This is a genomic window from Ehrlichia muris AS145, from assembly GCF_000508225.1.
Lineage (GTDB): Bacteria > Pseudomonadota > Alphaproteobacteria > Rickettsiales > Anaplasmataceae > Ehrlichia > Ehrlichia muris.
This window is the reverse complement of sequence record NC_023063.1, coordinates 83,586-102,305: the sequence shown is the minus strand read 5'-3', so window position 1 is coordinate 102,305 and position 18,720 is coordinate 83,586. Positions and strand designations below refer to the sequence as shown.

Here is an 18,720-nt window from a genome sequence, read left to right as displayed (position 1 = left end):
ATTATACAAATATACTGCCACAACATTAAATAAATTAAAGTTACACAATTAATATTTACACTACAAAAATTGAATTTATAAGTAATAGCAAATTATTTCTCTAATGTAAGGACATGCATCCATATGCATGCCACTATTCGTCTTGTTTGTCTATTTTCCTTAAATAAATACATACAGGCTAACAATATTGTGTTTGCATATGTGCTTTTTTACATATAATTATCCAAGACTGTTATCAAGATTGCTAAATTATGAAAATTTTAACTGTACGAGAAGCACTATGTGAAGCAATACGTGAAGAAATGGAACGTGACCATACAGTATTCATCATGGGAGAAGAGGTAGGTGAATATCAAGGTGCATACAAAGTAACTCAAGGATTACTTAACCAATTTGGATCTGACCGCGTCATAGATACTCCAATCACTGAACACGGGTTTACTGGAATAGGAGTAGGCGCTGCATTTGCCGGATTAAAACCTATCGTAGAATTCATGACTTTTAACTTTGCTATGCAAGCAATAGATCAAATTATCAACTCAGCAGCTAAAACCAGTTACATGTCTGGAGGACAATTGAATTGCCCTATTGTATTTAGAGGTCCTAATGGCGCAGCTGCAAGAGTAGGAGCACAACACTCTCAATGTTATGCTTCATGGTATGCACATATTCCAGGATTGAAAGTAATATCTCCATATTTCGCAGCAGATTGCAAAGGTTTATTAAAGGCTGCTATAAGAGATTTAAATCCTGTCATATTCCTTGAAAATGAGATCGCATATGGGCATGAGCATGAAGTATCAGATGAGGTATTAACACCCGATTATATAATTGAAATTGGTAAAGCTGCTATAGTTAAGAAAGGCACTGATATTACAATAACAGCATTTTCTCTACAAGTTAAACTTGCACTAGAAGCAGCAGAACTTTTAGAAAAAGAAGGTATAAATGCGGAAGTCATAGACCTAAGAACTTTACGTCCTCTTGACACAAAAACAATATTACGCTCTATAAAAAAAACAAATAGAGTTATTAGCATAGAAGAAGGTTGGCCATATTCAGGGATAGGATCTGAAATAGCTGCATTAATCATGGAACACGCCTTTGACGATTTAGATGCTCCAATGATAAGAATAACTGGAAAAGATGTTCCATTACCTTATGCTACAAACCTTGAAAAATTAGCATTACCACAAATTGAAGACATAGTAGAAGCAGCACGTACTTTATGTATTCGTAATTATCGATAAATATTATAGCTACCAAAGTATCACTTCTTACCTATTTCTAACTATTTTAGGTTCTTTTGTTTTTACAATTAAATCTCAGAGTTATTCTATTTAAAGAATGTACTTTATTTTAAAAGGTTGGCCATATTCAGGGATAGGATCTGAAATAGCTGCATTAATCATGGAACACGCCTTTGAACGATTTAGATGCTCCAATGATAAGAATAACTGGAAAAGATGTTCCATTACCTTATGCTACAAACCTTGAAAAATTAGCATTACCACAAATTGAAGACATAGTAGAAGCAGCACGTACTTTATGTATTCGTAATTATCGATAAATATTATAGCTACCAAAGTATCACTTCTTACCTATTTCTAACTATTTTAGGTTCTTTTGTTTTTACAATTAAATCTCAGAGTTATTTTATTTAAAGAATGTACTTTATTTTAACAAGTCTATACTACTATAATTTATGGTATTTTTATATAACAAGTTAAGAGTTAAGAATTTTATTAATCCACAATAAATCATATTTTGAAGACTTACTAAACTCTAAATAACTCAAATCTCTTCCCATTTTTATGTAATAAGTTTTTTAAAATATTTTACATTAAATATTATTCATGTTTCAATAACATAAAAAACTGCATGCCACAGATACTAGAATCAAAAATATATTCTTACCTACAAATCTCAATTATAAATTGGAGTAATTAAGTATTTAAAATTTACAAAGCATAGCCCCTACACATATATTTACTTACAAAGTTATGATCTTATAAAATAAGATAAAAACTTACATATCTATTATAAATATTCTAATTGTATCCTGGAAAAGATAACATATAATACATACTTAAAAGATTTTTTTCATATACTTGGTTCTCATAATGATAGATTACGAACACTGGATTGAAGCATTTCATATAATATCAATCATCACCTGGATGGCCGGTATGTTATATCTACCTAGATTATATGTATATCATGCTCAAGTTGCTCTACATTCCGATAGCTATGATTTACTTAACACCATGGAGAAAAGGTTACTATTCTACATAATTAACCCAGCTATGGTCTCTAGTATAGTTCTTGGTACAATTTTATCCTTAATTACAGAAGCATATTATTTCTTATGGTTCAAGATAAAAGTGACATGTGTCATACTAATGTGTATAATACACATTATGTTATTTAAGCATAGAAGAGACTTTGTCGCAAAAAATAACACTAAATCTTCACTATACTTCAAGTGTCTTAATGAATTAATTACCTTGTTAATAATAGTTATCGTAATTATGGTTGTAGTAAAACCCTTTATGTGATTTTAGTCAAATCAATATAATTAAATTTGACTTTAGAATATTGTATTCTAAAATTAAAACAGGATGCATTTGTATTTATACTTTTGGAATGTAGTTTATGGTAGCACTCAATACCCCTCCAGTGAATAAAAAATTCATCGCAAGGGACTTCTTATTAAAATCTATAGATGGCAATCTATATAACTTGGATAGCTGTCATAAAGGTAGTGGGCTATTGATAATGTTTATATGTAATCACTGTCCTTACGTTAAGACAATAATAAGCAATTTAGTGTATGACGTTAATGTGTTAAAGAATAATTATAATATCTATAGTGTAGCAATTATGCCAAATGATACTACCACTTATCCAGAGGATTCATACGAAAACATGATCAAGTTTGCTCAAGAATATAGTATTGATTTCCCATATTTAATAGATGAAAATCAAGTAATTGCAAGAAGTTACGGTGCTGTATGCACGCCTGATTTTTTCGGATTCAACGACAAATTAGAGTTGTGTTATAGAGGAAGATTTGATGCTTCAGGAAGAAACCAAGTAAATAGTAAGCAAGAAGATAGAGACCTATTCAATGCTATGAAATTCATTGCACAGACAGGCAAATCACCTGAAAATCAAAAACCAAGTATTGGTTGTTCCATAAAATGGAAGTCTCAAGATTATAAGTTTGTCACCTAATTTTTAAGAGATTTCTATGCATGATTCTAAGTACTTATTAGACATAATTACTCTCCTTTCAGCAGCTATAGTAATAGTTGTTCTATTCTGGAAATTGAATATTAGCCCTGTACTAGGATACTTTGTTGCAGGTACTCTTATAGGATCACACGGCCTAAATCTAGTAGAATCATCTGTAATCATACAGAATCTTGGAGAGTTTGGAGTAGTTTTTCTGTTATTTTTAATAGGGATTGAGCTCACATTTGAAAGATTAATTGCCATGCGATTGCATGTTTTTGGTTTTGGGACTCTACAAGTTATAGTCACAGCACTAGCAATATGGTACATTTCAAACAAGTTCGGAGTAGATTCCAAAGGGTCTATTATAATCGGAGGTGCTTTAGCCCTTTCCTCAACAGCAATAGTGTTACAAGTACTACAAGAAAAGGGATATCAATCAACACAAGTTGGTAGATTATCAATAGCCGTGTTATTACTACAAGACTTTGCAGTTGTCCCATTAATTGTGTTATTACCATTATTAACAGGGGAGTCACATCATAGTATACCTGTATCATTATTATATTCTTTCATAAAAGCAGCAATTGCTCTAACTCTAATCTTTATCACAGGAAGATTATTACTCAGGCCTTTATTCAATACTATTGCAGCAATGAAAAGCAATGAGATTTTCATAGCAACAACATTATTGATCGTTTTAGGGGCAGCTTTTATCACAGAGAATTTTAATTTATCAATGGCATTAGGAGCATTTGTCTCAGGGCTCCTCGTTGCAGAAACTGAATATAGACATGATGTAGAACAAGTTGTTCTGCCATTCAAAAGGCTATTATTAGGATTATTTTTTATGACAGTAGGAATGTCAATTGATATAAAGTTTGTACTGAATAAATTACCTATAATAACATTAGCCTCTATATCGCTAATAGCACTCAAGTCTTTCATAATCTTTATATTATGCCGATTCTTCAGATTTCAACTAGCAGCAGCCCTACAAGCTGGGTTATTGTTATCTCAAGGCGGAGAATTTGCTTTCATTTTATTTGGTCTTGCAGCAGAGAAAAACGTACTGTCCAATGATCTAGCACAAACCCTTATGATGATTACCACAGTAACCATGGCTTTCACCCCATTGTTAGCAACATTAGGAGACTGGATATCAAAATTAATCACTAAAAAGAAAATATCTTTAAATTCTCAAGAGCTTACTTTAGATACAAAAGATCTTGATCAACATGTCATAGTAGTAGGTTTCGGAAGAGTAGGACGTATGGTTGCAAAAGTACTAGTTGCTGAACATGTAAGTTACATTGCATCTGATATTCAACCCAAAATTGTTAAAGATGGAATAGATGAAGGATTTCCTGTATATCTTGGAGATTTAACAAAATTAAATACTTTACAGTCTATGGCAATATCACGAGCTCGGATGATAATCATAGCCATTAACAATGAAGTTACTATAAAAAAGATTATTTCCCTAGTTGCAAAGAATTTCCCACACATAATAATCATTGTAAGATTACCTGATTTAAGTAATGTTGAAATATACAAAGAGCTTGGAGCGCACTATTTAATTCCCGAAACTTATGAAGTAGGATTACAGTTAGGGGCTGTAGCATTAAGCAATAATGGATTTAGCAGTCATGCCATTTCTTTGTTAAAAGATAGGTTTAGAATGGTAAACTATGATGCCGTAAAAAATAAAGAAGATGAATAACTTATTTCCAGCTTAATTATTGAAATAATGATAGCCTATTTTACTTGATAAGTTTAGCATAAAGAATAATTTGCAATCAAAAATAACTATTTAATTTTGAAATCCAAGGCTATAATTTTCCTGGTATCTTTAGATATTACTAGAATCTTTATATAAATACTATTATGTCAAAATAAAGCATTTATTTCACAGAATATTAAGCATTTTTAATACCAACAAATATCAATCTTTAACTATACAAACAATATCCCAACAATTAGTATTTAACACAAAAAGTAAATAATAGCCTATTACAGACAAAATAGCACATTTAAGAACTACAATACTATACTTACCAACTCACACTATAATCTCATCACATAGACTGCCTAAAACTTCACATGGAATCACTTAACAAGTATCATTTTACTCAAAGAGCAAGCTATAGACTACATACAAGCTCATAGCATACTAAAAACTAGGCCATATTAATGAATTTCACTATAATCTCATCACATAGACTGCCTAAAACTTCACATGGGATCACTTAACAAGTATCATTTTACTCAAAGAGCAAGCTATAGACTACATACAAGCTCATAGCATACTAAAAACTAGGCCATATTAATGAATTTCACTATAATCTCATCACCATAGACTGCCTAACTCACACTGGGAAATCCCACACTTAACACAAGTATTATTTTTACTCAAATAGGAAGCTATAGACTACATACAAGCTTACAGCATACTAAAAACTATACCATATTAATGAACGCAATAATCTCATCACCATAGACTGCCTCACTCACACTGGGAAATCCCACACTTAACACAAGTATTATTTTTACTCAAATAGGAAGCTATAGACTACATACAAGCTTACAGCATACTAAAAACTAGACCATATTTATGAACGCAATAATCTCATCACCATAGACTGCCTAACTCACACTGGGAAATCCCACACTTAACACAAGTATTATTTTTACTCAAATAGGAAGCTATAGACTACATACAAGCTTACAGCATACTAAAAACTAGACCATATTTATGAACGCAATAATCTCATCACCATAGACTGCCTAACTCACACTGGGAAATCCCACACTTAACACAAGTATTATTTTTACTCAAATAGGAAGCTATAGACTACATACAAACTTATAGCACATTAGAAACTATACCATATTTATGAACGCAATAATCTTATCACATAGACTACCCAATCCACATGGAACCACTTAATAATTATTTCTGCCTCAAGAATAAATTACATACAAAACTATAGCAACATATCAAGTATTATGGACCACAAACACATTACAATGCAAGTATTGAAAATTGACTATAACCCGGTATAATGAGCACTACTTCATCGCATAGGTTTATCTCCATGATCATTGACCCAGTAACATTATCTCAAACATTAATATCTTTTCCTAGTATTACTCCCGCAGATAATGGTGCTATAGATTTTTTATCAAACACGTTATCGCAGTACGGGTTTATATGTCATGTTTTAACTTTCGGAAATGACAAAATACAAGTACGTAATTTATATGCACAACTAGGAACTGAGTCACCAAATCTATGTTTTGCAGGACATACCGATGTAGTCCCAACAGGAGACCTAGAAAAATGGAAATTTGATCCTTTTTCTGGACATATAGAAGATAATATCGTCTATGGACGTGGAGCTGTTGATATGAAATCTGCCATATGTGCCTTTATAGCAGCAATATCAAGGTTGGATTTTAATCAAGTACATGGGTCTATTAGTCTCATGATTTCTGGTGATGAAGAAGGGAAATATTGTGATTATGGAACACCTGCAATATTAAAATGGTTAACTGATAATCACAAAAAAATTGATTATTGTTTGGTTGGAGAACCCACTAGTCAATCATTTGTCGGAGACACTATAAAAATAGGTCGTAGAGGATCAATCAATTTCAAGATAGTGTGCAATGGAATACAAGGACATGTTGCTTATCCACATTTTGCAGAAAATCCAGTAAATAATATGATCGATATTTTATATAAAATAAACAATACAGTCCTTGACAATGGAAATGAATATTTTCAACCTTCAAATTGTGAAATTACATCAGTTGACGTCGGTAATCCAGCAGGTAACGTTATTCCAGACACAATTACTGCTCACCTCAACATTAGATACAATAACATTCACACTTCCGATTCAATATTTAATATAATTAATAATATTTGTGCCGAAACAACACAAAAATACCAACTGTTTACATCAGTATCTGGAGAACCATTCATCAATTATCCAGACAAATATTCTGATATGCTATCTACAGCTATAAAGAAAGTAACTGGAGAAAACACAGTAATAAGTACATCTGGGGGAACCTCGGATGCAAGATTTATAAAAGATTTCTGTCCTGTAATTGAATTAGGATTAAAAAATGACACTGCACATAAAATAAATGAAAATACATCTGTAGATGACATAAATAAGCTTAGTAACATATATGAAGAATTCATAAAACAGTTTTTTAATCTATCTCAATAACTAGGTGCTAAGTAAGATCTTAAATACAATTTTCCCTAATACATGTGCAAATTGTGAATATGTAATTCCTGATGATTATGACTTATGCAGCACATGCAAAGATAACATAGATTTTTTATCTGGTAACTATTGCATCGCATGTGGATGCAGTTTACCAGATGAGGTATCAATATGTGGAAAGTGTATAACTAATCCACCAAGATTTACAAAATTAGAATCCGTATTCGCATATAATAAGTATAGTAAAAACATGATTTTAAACCTGAAATTCTCTGACAACACATTACATGTAAAAACCTATGGAAAGTGGATGTACAATAAAAATCCAGACTTATTTAACAACGTCACCACTATAATACCTGTCCCCATACATAAAAAAAGGCTACGGCAAAGAAAATATAATCAAGCTACACTTCTTGCAAAAGCCTTAAGTAAACATTGTAATATACCTTTAGAAATTTTCGCATTAAAAAGAATTGTAGATACAATACCACAATATAGTCTATCTAGTAAAATGAGAGAAAAAAACATTACAAAATCCTTTATAGTACAAAATCAACATCTAATTAATAACAAGATTATACTACTTGTTGATGATGTAATTACAACTGGAATAACAGCTAGAGTTTGTACACATAAACTTCTAGAATCAGGCGCAAAAGAAGTTAGAGCTATTACATTAGCTAGAACACTATAGCAATTTCTAAGATATGACTCTATATACCCATAGAAAAAAATCAAAATACTTTATCTTGCTCATTATAGGAATCGCATTATTTAGTGCTAATCACGTAAGTTGTTATTTAAATTAATAATACACAGAAAACTTTGGTTTACAATCCAAGTATAAATTTCTATTTTCATAATCAGAATCCAGACACACAATTGAATATATTTTCCATATTATATCGTTCACATATTGCACATAGAAATTATCATGCAAATTAACAAGCTGTAAAAAACTTTGAACTGATACATTAAGTATAAGCTTTTAGTAATCATAAGCACAAACCTATATACATCACTAATAAAATCTCAGTTTACATATACAAGAAATATATTACTTCAGTACTTAATTATACACAAAATTCATCTTATTTACTCCATACCGCATTACTCAAATATTAGAATGATTAACCCTTGAACTATATACAAACTACATAATGCTACTTGCTACTTCCATATACAAAAACCTTAGGATCTCCCACTATAAACAAAATTCATCTTATTCATCCTATACTATATATAAACTATATGATGCTACTTCATATTATAATCTTACTCACTCTATACCTCATTACTCAAATACTCAAATGATTGACCTTGCATAATATACAAACTACATAATGCTATTTCCGCAGCACCTACTAAAATCGCAAATACATTTCACCCAAAAAACCTTATACCTCACGACTAATCAGTATAAAATAAAAAGACATTTATTAAAAATTCAAATATCTAACAAGACAATATAGTAATTTTTATATTGCAATATCATCTTAATATGGTAACAATATAAGACTCAGAGGTATTAAATCAAAAAAATTTTCAAAAGGATTTTTTAATGACAGATCAAGGTATAGTTAAAATTAATGCAAGCTTAAGGGAAAATGTAGGTACAGGTCCTTCGCGCGCACTAAGACTCAGCGGAGAAATACCAGCAGTGGTATACGGTAAAGGTCGTGAATCTCTAAGTATATCTTTATCCGGCAGAGAATTTTTAAGTAAGTACAGATCTGCTGCACTGTCAACACATTTGATTGAACTTGAAATAGGTAATAAAAAAGAATACGTACTAATGCGTGATGTGCAAAAACATCCAGTAACTGATAGAATACAACATGTAGATTTTCAATTTATTGATTATGGTACAGAAATAAAAATAGAAGTACCTTTAATATTTACAAATGAACAAAAATGTGTAGGTATCAAGAGAGGTGGGGTGTTAAATATATTACATCGCACTTTATCTATAAAGTGTTCTCCCAACGCTATATTACAAAATATAGAAATAGACTTATCTGATTTAACTGCAGGACACTCTATACATGTAAGTGATTTAAATCTTCCTCCAGAAGTAAACGTTGTAATGAAGGAACACAATCCAGCAATAGTAACAATTTCTAGTACAAGTATGGAAAAAGAAAGTGAAAGCAATCAGGAATCTACACCTACTGCTTCATCATCAGAACACTAATCTGTTAAGGTTCTGATGTTCCACTTGTTAGCTGGGTTAGGTAATCCTGGTAAAAAGTATGAGCTAACTCGCCACAACATTGGGTTTATGATTGTAGACGCAGTAGCAAAACAATTTCATTTCCCAGATTTTAGAGAAAAAAATGAGGTGCTAACATCAATTGGCAATATTGGATCACATAAAGTTATTCTTGTAAAACCTTGGGCATTTATGAATAACTCAGGAGCTCCTATTCTGAGCATAGTTAGTTTATATAAGATTCCACTAAACAATGTAATAATTCTTCACGATGAAGTAGAAATAGACTTTTGCACTATAAGAGTAAAAAAAAACGGTGGTAATGCTGGACACAACGGCCTGAAATCAATCGACAGCTTACTTGGTAAGGATTATTGGAGAGTAAGATTTGGCATTGGACATCCTAGACAAAAGATGGACTTATCATGCTATGTTTTATCTCGCTTTCATAATCTTAATGCCGTAAACAATACCATATCCTACATAGCAGAACACATTACACTACTTTTAGAAAACAATCACCTAACATTTATGGATAAATTCAAAAATCTTCCAAAATATGAAGACATTTCAACATAATACATTTTAATATTATGATTTTCTATTAGTATTCACATAACATAATAAACATCTTTTTACCTTACTTTCAATTGTATAGCTAAAAACATATTTGATACTACAAAATACTCTTATATCACACAAATTCTATTACTTCCACTACCATACTATAACTACAACAATAATTTATTAAAATTTCTGCATTTCTATGCTAGAATATCAGCTAATAAGTTCTATTTTTTACTAACTATGCAATTTAACGAAATATACGAAGAATGCGGAGTATTTGCCATACAAAATAACAATCACGCTGCTGTCAATTGCATTTTAGGATTACATGCACTCCAACACAGAGGACAAGAATCATTTGGCATAGTCACATCAGAAAACAACAAGCTTTATTGTCACTATTCGAATAAACAAGTTAACAGCATATTTAATCAACAGTCAAAAATAGATTCTCTATTAGGAAAAACTGCAATTGGACATATACGTTATTCTACAAGTGGAAGTAAAACCGGTGTTCAACCAATAACTTTAGATTGTAAATTTGGAAAATTAGCAATAGCTCATAATGGTAACCTTACCAATGCAGTACAGATAAGAAAACTCCTTACTGAAAGAGGCTGTATATTTTCATCAGATATTGATACAGAAGTAATTGCACACCTAATTGCTATTAATACACAAGATACTTTATTAAACAACATCATCGACGCGTTAAAGACTATCAAAGGAGCATATTCTCTAATAATATTAATAAATGGCACCATAATATGTTGTCGTGATCCAGCTGGCATTAGACCACTAGTACTAGGTATATTGGACAATTCATACATTGTAGCTTCAGAAACTTGCGCTTTAGATATAGCTGGAGCACAATTCGTAAGAGATATATTACCAGGAGAATTCATTACAATTGACCAAAACAACTCCTTAACAAGTTCTTTTCCATTTAAAAAACAAAAATCAAGTTTTTGTATTTTCGAATATGTATATTTCGCACGACCAGATAGTATAATAGGTAACAAGTCTATATATGAAATACGCAAAAACATAGGCAAAGAACTAGCAATAGAATATCCTGTTCCGAAAGATACACATATGATAGTACCAGTACCAGACTCTGGAGTACCAGCTGCATTAGGATTTGCAGAATACACAAAAATACCTTTTGAATTTGGAATCATTAGAAATCATTACATAGGCAGAACTTTTATCCAACCTAATGACTACATTCGTAACATGGGAGTAAAGCTAAAACATAATGCTAATTCTTCTATTTTAAAAGACAAAATAATAATCTTAATAGATGATAGCCTTGTTAGAGGCACAACATTAAAAAGCATAATAACATTACTACATAAAGCAGGGGTTAAACAAATACATTTAAGGATCTCTAGTCCACCAACCGTAAACTCTTGTTTTTACGGAATAGATACTCCAGAAGAATCACAATTAATAGCTAATAGGTTGTCGCAATCAGAAATTAAAGATACACTTGGCTGCGATAGCCTATACTTTCTAAGTATAGACGGTCTGTATAAAGCAATATGCAATACAAAACGTAATAATACCATACCTCAATATTGTGATGCTTGTTTTACTGGAGATTACCCCATAGGAAAAATGGAATAGCAAGCTCTTACTACAGTAAAAGTACATTTCAACATAAACCATATTGTCATAAAACTATTACAATAATTCTCTATTAGTAAGTTACTTACTTATGAAATGAAAATAACCTAGGCCCATAGAGAATTACCCAAGAAATAAAGGATATTCTCTATAATAGCAGAACAATTACAGATCTTATTTCAAAACCAGCGAGCCTTCCTATAATTAAGAGTAACTCATTTATTTTATCAACCCATAAAGATACTAAAGTTACACACTCTGTCAAAGTGTCCTACAACAAAGAAATTTGACAAGAAGTTACGTTAACTCAGAGTAGAATATGAAAATAATTTAGCCCAAATATTCAAGAATATTTGTAAACATACACAATTTTTGCAATAAAACAATTTTACCTACAAATTAGTTAACCTTTATAGTAAAAGTAACTAACAGCACTTTCGCTAACTGATAAAAACACTATAGTTATATACTCTACAAAAGTAATTTACAAAAAGCAGAATATAATAAAGAACCATGTTAACCAAGCAGCACCTTCACTTTAACCCCACCAATCTCTAAATTACACAGCTCATTTCTTGAATTAACATCCAATAAACACAACCCTATATTACCAACATGAGATAATAATTTACCTATTTCCTGTTGATCACACATAACTTTTGTATCACAAAAAGATTCATGCTCAGAAATTACAGTATATATATTTTTCTTTATTCCAACACGATACATACGTGCTACTGTTTCTTGTCCTATATAACAACCCTTATTGAAATCAATTGCATTCAACTGTCCCATCCTAAACTGCAAAGGAAATGAGGTACCTTTTATCATATCCTTACTACAATCTGGCACAGTATTACTAATCCTTAATAGTTCATAATCTTCATATTTCCCAACGCTATATTTCTCGTTACTAAACATTTCATTAGACTCAGCGAATATTACACGCAAACCTAGTTTAGATAATCTAGGATCCTGAAAGAATACAGCATCACTTTCACAATAAGTATATCCACATTCACTTTTATCATGATGATCCCCAATAAACACTCCAACTTTATAGTGTTTTTTTTCCTTAATTGTTATTTTTAACTGTAATTTATATAATAAAAACCTTTGTATAATTTCTTCCTTCTGTGTACTACAGCAATCTAACAATACATATTTTCCGTATTGAACAACAAAGAAATCATACATATATCTACCACTAGGGTTTAAAAGCAGAGAATAGATAGCTTTATTATGACTTAGATTTAAAATGTTATTCGTTGTAGTTTGATTTAATAGTTGCTTAGCAGCCATACCATGGAAGACTATAACACTTCTATTAGGCAAAATTATAAATTTGCTCATATTCCTCCATACCTTTATTACTTAAACTTTTAATCCAATTCTGCCTATAAAAAGTAACCATGCAATTATTAATTTGTGTTATCATTAGAATTTAACACATACCTGTTCACATAATATTATTCTTGATTCAAATAAAACTGTTCTTATTATAATTATACTATTACTACATATAAAATCAGCTTGCTATCTGCTTTACTACCATATCTTTTACACATAAACTTTAAGGATACTCCACCTACAGTGATACATCATGTGCTAGAAATCATCTATAAAAATTATCTTATGTTACTTATAAAACAATTTTATTGAGGAAGAAACAACTTAATCATTCTTATAATTCCATGCTATCCTAAAAGAATAGAATCTAACAACATACTTGAATTTTCACATCCATAACCATATAACTGCATATTTTTTATACACAAGAAGGATTATTTGCTTTTGACGCTTCAAGCATTAAAGATTTCCCTGTAACAATACCACCAGAAAACAGTCCTACAATACCACCAAATGCTATTAATAAAAACCCCATCCATATTAAATTTATACAAGGTTTATAATATACTTTCACAGCTATACCTCTTGTTTTATCTATATCACCAATAACGATATAAATATCAGACAACCACTGCCTATATATAGCACTTTCAGTATTCCTTACTCCTTCAACTATATAGAACCTATTTTCAGGAAATATCTTACCTAATACTTCACCAGACTTTACTATTAAAAATTTTCCACGGATAGAATTATAATTCTCATTTCTTATAAAAGATAATCTAGATAAAATAACTTGAAAATTTTTCACATTAATGGAACTATTTTCCTTCATATAAAGCTCATAGGTTTCACCCCACACAGTAGAACCAATTACTCCAAACATAAAGACAGCAACACCTATATGCGCTACTAGCATAGCATAATACTTTTTAGAACAAGATTTAGCTAATTTTACAGTATCACAAAACGGTACTACAAATATTTTCACTTTCCTACAATATGCCTCTAATATCGACAAAAATAACAAAACTGATAATAGAAGTATTAAAATAATGAAAAAATTATTATCCATAATAAAAGGAAAAATTAACAAAGTAATAAATCCAGAAAACTTAAAATTTTCTATTAAAATTTTATTTCTTTCCTTATCTAATCCTAAGCTGACTATCATTAGTAACAAAGTACAAAATATTAAATAATTAAATAAAGAATTATAATATGGTGCACCTATAGCAATAACATCTCCAGTAATAAACTCTAAGACTATAGGATATATAGTTCCAATAAATACTATAGTAAACGCTGTTAACAGTAGAACATTGTTAAACAGCAACATTGTAAACTTTGACAAAAACAAAAAATTATATTTTTTTTCCTGAGGTTTCTTTGCAAAACAAATAAAACTCATCATTCCACTACTAATTATTATACCAATTAACACTAATATATAGAATCCATTTTCTGGATCATTAGTAAAAGCATGAACAGAAATTAAAACACCAGACCTTACTAAAAACGTTCCAATTAGACTCATCACGAACGAACAAATTGATAACAAAATCGCAGAATTATAAAACATATTAAATTTTTTAACTAAAGGCAGCAAATGAATTAAAGCTGTTCCTAACAACCATGGCATAAGTGAGGCATTTTCAACCGGATCCCAAAACCAAAATCCACCCCAACCTAACTCTCTATATGCCCACCAACTACCTAACCCTATTCCTAAAGTTAAAAAAGACCATGCAATTAGAGTCCACCTGTTTATAACTACTGCCCATCTTACACTATCTTTTTGAGTAATAACACCAGCCATAGCAAAAGAGAATACTACGCTAAATCCTACATACCCTAAATATAAAATAGGAGGATGTACCATTAACCCAATATCTTGTAATATAGGATTAAAACCCAATCCTTCGTATTCAATAGTAGACATCTTCATAAAAGGATTAGCCACCAATAAAGTAAACAATAAGAAACCAAAGTTAATCATATGTTGTATTGACACAGATACTCTTTTAAAATCATCTTCATCAAGGAAAATTTCTAATAAAAAACTATATAGACTTATTACCCACACCCATAATAAGATAGAGCCTTCATAATTACCCCAAATACCAAATATCTTATATAATAAAGGCTTAGTTGTATGCGAATTGTAGTACACATTACAGAATGAAAAATCATTAATAATGTGTATATACAACAATAATCCTACAGCAGCACTTGTCAGCACAAATATCAATACTGTAAGCACTTTTGACCAACAAAAAGATATATTAACAATAAGTGGATAAACTATTGAAAATATACACGCCATCAAAAGCGGAAGCTCTATTAAATTAATCATTATAAATTTTTAACAATACTTAAAAAATAAAAACTATTCATTATAAGACCTTCATAAAAACTTGCAAAGCGTAGCTTTATTGATCCTTAAAGTCAAAAAACAACTATAAGTATTAGAGGTATACCACAATATAAGTTCAAAACATTTGATCAACCAATATTAAGATATCATTTTACAACACCAGCATCAGTTATGTATTTCAAGAAAGATCAAAAACTACTGAACAATACATTAACCTTACACAATAAATACAAAAATTCCTTAAGTAAAAAACAATCTATAAAATTTACGTAATACACACAACGATGTTGGACAATATAAATGCTTCTATATAATTCACTTTCAATGATAAAACTATTACAGGTATTCCCAAATTCCAGAACAAATTAATATTACACTTAAAATAATATTAAGCAGTTATAATGTTCTTTTGTCAACTTAACTAAAACAATACATTGCTATAATACAATTACACTAATATAGTCAGTATAAAAATTACATCAGTATATTAATAAAATTATCATTGTTTCAAGACTAGCAATTCTCTATACTTGGAAGAGAAAAGTAAGTAAAATATTTTATAATGCAGTCTATTTTCAATAATAAATACGAATTCAAAAATATAGAGACAAAATATAACACAATCTGGAACACAACAAAATTATACAAATGGAAGAATTCAGGAAACAATCAATTCGTAATTGACACTCCTCCTCCAACAATCTCTGGACAATTACATATAGGGCATGTTTTTAGTTATTGTCATACAGATTTTATTGCAAGATATCAGCGTATGCTTGGAAAAGATGTATTTTATCCTATAGGATTCGATGATAATGGTTTACCAACAGAACGGTTAGTAGAAAAAACAAAAAAAATACGTGCAACAGATATTAGCCGCAAAGAATTTAATACAATATGTAGACAAGTATCAAACGAATTCAGAATACAATTTAAACAACTTTTTCAATCCATCGGAATTAGCTATGACTGGGATTTAGAGTACCATACAATCAGTAAAAACATACAAAAGATATCTCAAGCATCATTCATAAACTTATATAACAAAGGAAAACTATACAGAAAATCACAACCTATATTCTGGGATTGCATTGACAAAACAGCTGTCGCACGTGCTGAAGTTGAAGAAAATGAGATATCATCTTTTATGAATACAATCACATTTTCTACAGAAATAGGTATTCCAATAAATATTGCAACAACTCGTCCAGAACTTATGCCAGCTTGTGTTGCTGTATTTTTCCATCCTTCAGACGCAAGATATAAACATCTTCTCGGGCAAAGTGCGATAGTACCAATATTTGGCAATAAAGTAAAAATATTGCCAGATGACCAAGTAAAAATAGACAAAGGAACTGGTCTTGTAATGTGTTGCACATTCGGAGATGAAATGGATGTATACTGGTGGAATAAGCACAATCTAGATACTAAAATTATCATTAGTAAATCAGGTACTATATATAATCTAAGTAGCAATACAATCCAAGGACAAAGTGTATGTGACCAATTACATGGGCTATCAATAATAAAGGCTAGAGCATTAATCCTTGAAATACTAGATCAAAATAATCTACTAAGACACAAACAAGAAATTACTCATAACGTTAAATGTGCAGAAAGATCAGGAGCACCTATTGAAATACTATTAAGCCATCAATGGTTTATTAAAGTAGTAGAAATAAAGCAAGAGCTATTACAACAAGTACAAAAAATTAACTGGCATCCAAAGTCGATGCGTAAACAAATAGAAATTTGGATAGAAAGATTAAATTGGGATTGGTGTATATCACGTCAAAGATACTTTGGAGTACCATTCCCAGTTTGGTATTCTAAAAAAGAAGCTGGAAAGGTTATCTTGCCTGATATTAATACACTGCCAGTAGATCCGGTAAATGATTTACCTGAAGGATATCAAGATACAGAAGTAGAAGCAGACACTGACGTAATGGACACTTGGGCTACTAGCTCGTTATCTATTCAATTCCATAATACATCTACAATACCTGCCAATTTACGAGCTCAAAGTCACGAAATTATAAGGTCTTGGGCATTTTATACCATTCTACAAGCCTATTACCACAACAATGATATCCCGTGGGAAAACATTATGATTAGTGGATGGTGCCTTGCAGAAGATAAAACAAAAATGAGTAAATCAAAGGGAAATGTTTTAATTCCAAATAAACTTCTGGAAGAATACGGAGCAGATGTAATACGTTACTGGGCTGCCAACTCTAAACTAGGAGCAGACACTACATTTTCTAGTGAAATTCTAAAATTAGGCAAGAGGTTTACTACTAAGCTTTGGAATGCAAGTAAATTTGTTTCAATGTTTGTCAGTCAGTATTCTGAAGTAGATTTACGATACATAACAGAAACAATGGATAAGTGGATACTGTCAAAACTATATAAAATCATCATTAAAGCAACAGAAAGTTTTAACTCTTTTGAATATTGTATAGCGCTTGAATACATAGAATCTTTTTTTTGGCAAGATTTCTGTGATAATTATCTCGAGTTATCTAAGAAAAGAGCATATGGAGAGGTTAACCGCCAAGAAACCCTAAGCGCAATACATACTCTATCCTTCGTGTTAAGAGAATTACTCAAAATGTTAGCACCTTTTATGCCATATATTACAGAAGAAATATACAACACACTTTATAGCAGTAACAGTTCAATTCATAACCACAATAATTGGCCTATTGCAGATGCAGGTTTGTATAATGAGTCAGATGAATTATTAGGAGAAGACTTTATAGAAATTCTTAATCAAGTACGAAAAATAAAAGCAAATGCTCAATTATCCGTTAAATATAAAATCAATAAACTAGTCATCAGTAGCAATCAGAATTGTCATTTCCCTAGTTCATTAGAAAATGACTTAAAAGCCGTCTGTAATGCTGACCACATAGTCTATATTAATAAACCAATAATTGATGCTAATGAAGAAAAATTTCTAGTATCAGCAGAATTTGCTGATGAGTAAAATCTGAGCTGCTTTACAGAAAGATTAATAAATACAGCATGTGTCATCTTACAATTAGCAAGCAGACAACCTTGAGAGTTATAAAATTACACAGTATATAAATAACCTTAAT

General features: G+C 30.7%; 12 protein-coding genes and 1 pseudogene. 11 read left to right on the top strand and 2 right to left on the bottom strand.

What is annotated here, in order from left to right; genetic code table 11:
• Positions 1 to 251: 251 nt before the first annotated feature.
• The 10 genes and pseudogenes from MR76_RS00410 (at position 252) to purF (ending at position 11,892) form a co-directional block, all read left to right on the top strand.
• Positions 252 to 1,250, top strand: coding sequence for a pyruvate dehydrogenase complex E1 component subunit beta (locus tag MR76_RS00410; RefSeq protein ID WP_024071729.1), 999 nt, complete (start codon positions 252 to 254; stop codon positions 1,248 to 1,250).
• Between the two features lie 106 nt (positions 1,251 to 1,356).
• Positions 1,357 to 1,570: pseudogene (locus MR76_RS04770) on the top strand (transketolase C-terminal domain-containing protein); the annotation flags it as partial.
• A gap of 553 nt (positions 1,571 to 2,123) precedes the next feature.
• Complete coding sequence (locus tag MR76_RS00405; RefSeq protein ID WP_024071727.1) at positions 2,124 to 2,558, top strand: CopD family protein; 435 nt, start codon at positions 2,124 to 2,126, stop codon at positions 2,556 to 2,558.
• A 97-nt stretch (positions 2,559 to 2,655) separates the two neighbouring features.
• A complete protein-coding gene (locus MR76_RS00400; protein WP_024071726.1) occupies positions 2,656 to 3,237 on the top strand; it encodes a thioredoxin family protein in 582 nt (193 codons plus the stop codon).
• Between the two features lie 16 nt (positions 3,238 to 3,253).
• On the top strand, positions 3,254 to 4,960 hold the full coding sequence (locus MR76_RS00395; protein ID WP_024071725.1) for a cation:proton antiporter domain-containing protein: 1,707 nt from the start codon (positions 3,254 to 3,256) through the stop codon (positions 4,958 to 4,960).
• Positions 4,961 to 6,335: 1,375 nt separating this feature from the next.
• Positions 6,336 to 7,481, top strand: coding sequence for a succinyl-diaminopimelate desuccinylase (gene dapE, locus MR76_RS00390; protein WP_024071724.1), 1,146 nt, complete (start codon positions 6,336 to 6,338; stop codon positions 7,479 to 7,481).
• Positions 7,482 to 7,485: 4 nt separating this feature from the next.
• A complete protein-coding gene (locus tag MR76_RS00385; protein ID WP_024071723.1) occupies positions 7,486 to 8,178 on the top strand; it encodes a ComF family protein in 693 nt (230 codons plus the stop codon).
• Between the two features lie 867 nt (positions 8,179 to 9,045).
• Positions 9,046 to 9,678: a 50S ribosomal protein L25/general stress protein Ctc gene (locus MR76_RS00380; protein ID WP_024071722.1), complete on the top strand. Its 633-nt coding sequence runs from the start codon at positions 9,046 to 9,048 to the stop codon at positions 9,676 to 9,678.
• Between the two features lie 15 nt (positions 9,679 to 9,693).
• Positions 9,694 to 10,275, top strand: a complete 582-nt coding sequence (gene pth / locus MR76_RS00375) for an aminoacyl-tRNA hydrolase (protein ID WP_024071721.1) — start codon at positions 9,694 to 9,696, stop codon at positions 10,273 to 10,275.
• A 228-nt stretch (positions 10,276 to 10,503) separates the two neighbouring features.
• A complete protein-coding gene (gene purF / locus MR76_RS00370) occupies positions 10,504 to 11,892 on the top strand; it encodes an amidophosphoribosyltransferase (protein WP_024071720.1) in 1,389 nt (462 codons plus the stop codon).
• A 516-nt stretch (positions 11,893 to 12,408) separates the two neighbouring features.
• Here purF and ygfZ read toward each other — a convergent pair.
• Both ygfZ and MR76_RS00360 read right to left on the bottom strand, forming a co-directional pair.
• Positions 12,409 to 13,245 carry a CAF17-like 4Fe-4S cluster assembly/insertion protein YgfZ gene (gene ygfZ, locus MR76_RS00365; protein ID WP_024071719.1) on the bottom strand — a complete coding sequence of 279 codons (837 nt, stop codon included), beginning with the start codon at positions 13,243 to 13,245 and terminating at the stop codon, positions 12,409 to 12,411.
• A gap of 415 nt (positions 13,246 to 13,660) precedes the next feature.
• The gene (locus MR76_RS00360) at positions 13,661 to 15,598 is read right to left on the bottom strand and encodes a heme lyase CcmF/NrfE family subunit (RefSeq protein WP_024071718.1); all 1,938 of its coding nucleotides are present in this window, start codon (positions 15,596 to 15,598) and stop codon (positions 13,661 to 13,663) included.
• Between the two features lie 583 nt (positions 15,599 to 16,181).
• Here MR76_RS00360 and MR76_RS00355 point away from each other — a divergent pair.
• Positions 16,182 to 18,608 carry a valine--tRNA ligase gene (locus tag MR76_RS00355; protein ID WP_024071717.1) on the top strand — a complete coding sequence of 809 codons (2,427 nt, stop codon included), beginning with the start codon at positions 16,182 to 16,184 and terminating at the stop codon, positions 18,606 to 18,608.
• Positions 18,609 to 18,720 lie beyond the last annotated feature (112 nt).

Coding starts and splice junctions, on each gene's coding strand:
- dapE (WP_024071724.1), top strand. CDS start 6,336: ATGATCATTGACCCAGTAACATTATCTCAAACATTAATATCTTTTCCT.
- pth (WP_024071721.1), top strand. CDS start 9,694: ATGTTCCACTTGTTAGCTGGGTTAGGTAATCCTGGTAAAAAGTATGAG.
- ygfZ (WP_024071719.1), bottom strand. CDS start 13,245: ATGAGCAAATTTATAATTTTGCCTAATAGAAGTGTTATAGTCTTCCAT.
- MR76_RS00410 (WP_024071729.1), top strand. CDS start 252: ATGAAAATTTTAACTGTACGAGAAGCACTATGTGAAGCAATACGTGAA.
- MR76_RS00360 (WP_024071718.1), bottom strand. CDS start 15,598: ATGATTAATTTAATAGAGCTTCCGCTTTTGATGGCGTGTATATTTTCA.
- MR76_RS00380 (WP_024071722.1), top strand. CDS start 9,046: ATGACAGATCAAGGTATAGTTAAAATTAATGCAAGCTTAAGGGAAAAT.
- MR76_RS00355 (WP_024071717.1), top strand. CDS start 16,182: ATGCAGTCTATTTTCAATAATAAATACGAATTCAAAAATATAGAGACA.
- MR76_RS00405 (WP_024071727.1), top strand. CDS start 2,124: ATGATAGATTACGAACACTGGATTGAAGCATTTCATATAATATCAATC.
- MR76_RS00395 (WP_024071725.1), top strand. CDS start 3,254: ATGCATGATTCTAAGTACTTATTAGACATAATTACTCTCCTTTCAGCA.
- MR76_RS00400 (WP_024071726.1), top strand. CDS start 2,656: ATGGTAGCACTCAATACCCCTCCAGTGAATAAAAAATTCATCGCAAGG.
- purF (WP_024071720.1), top strand. CDS start 10,504: ATGCAATTTAACGAAATATACGAAGAATGCGGAGTATTTGCCATACAA.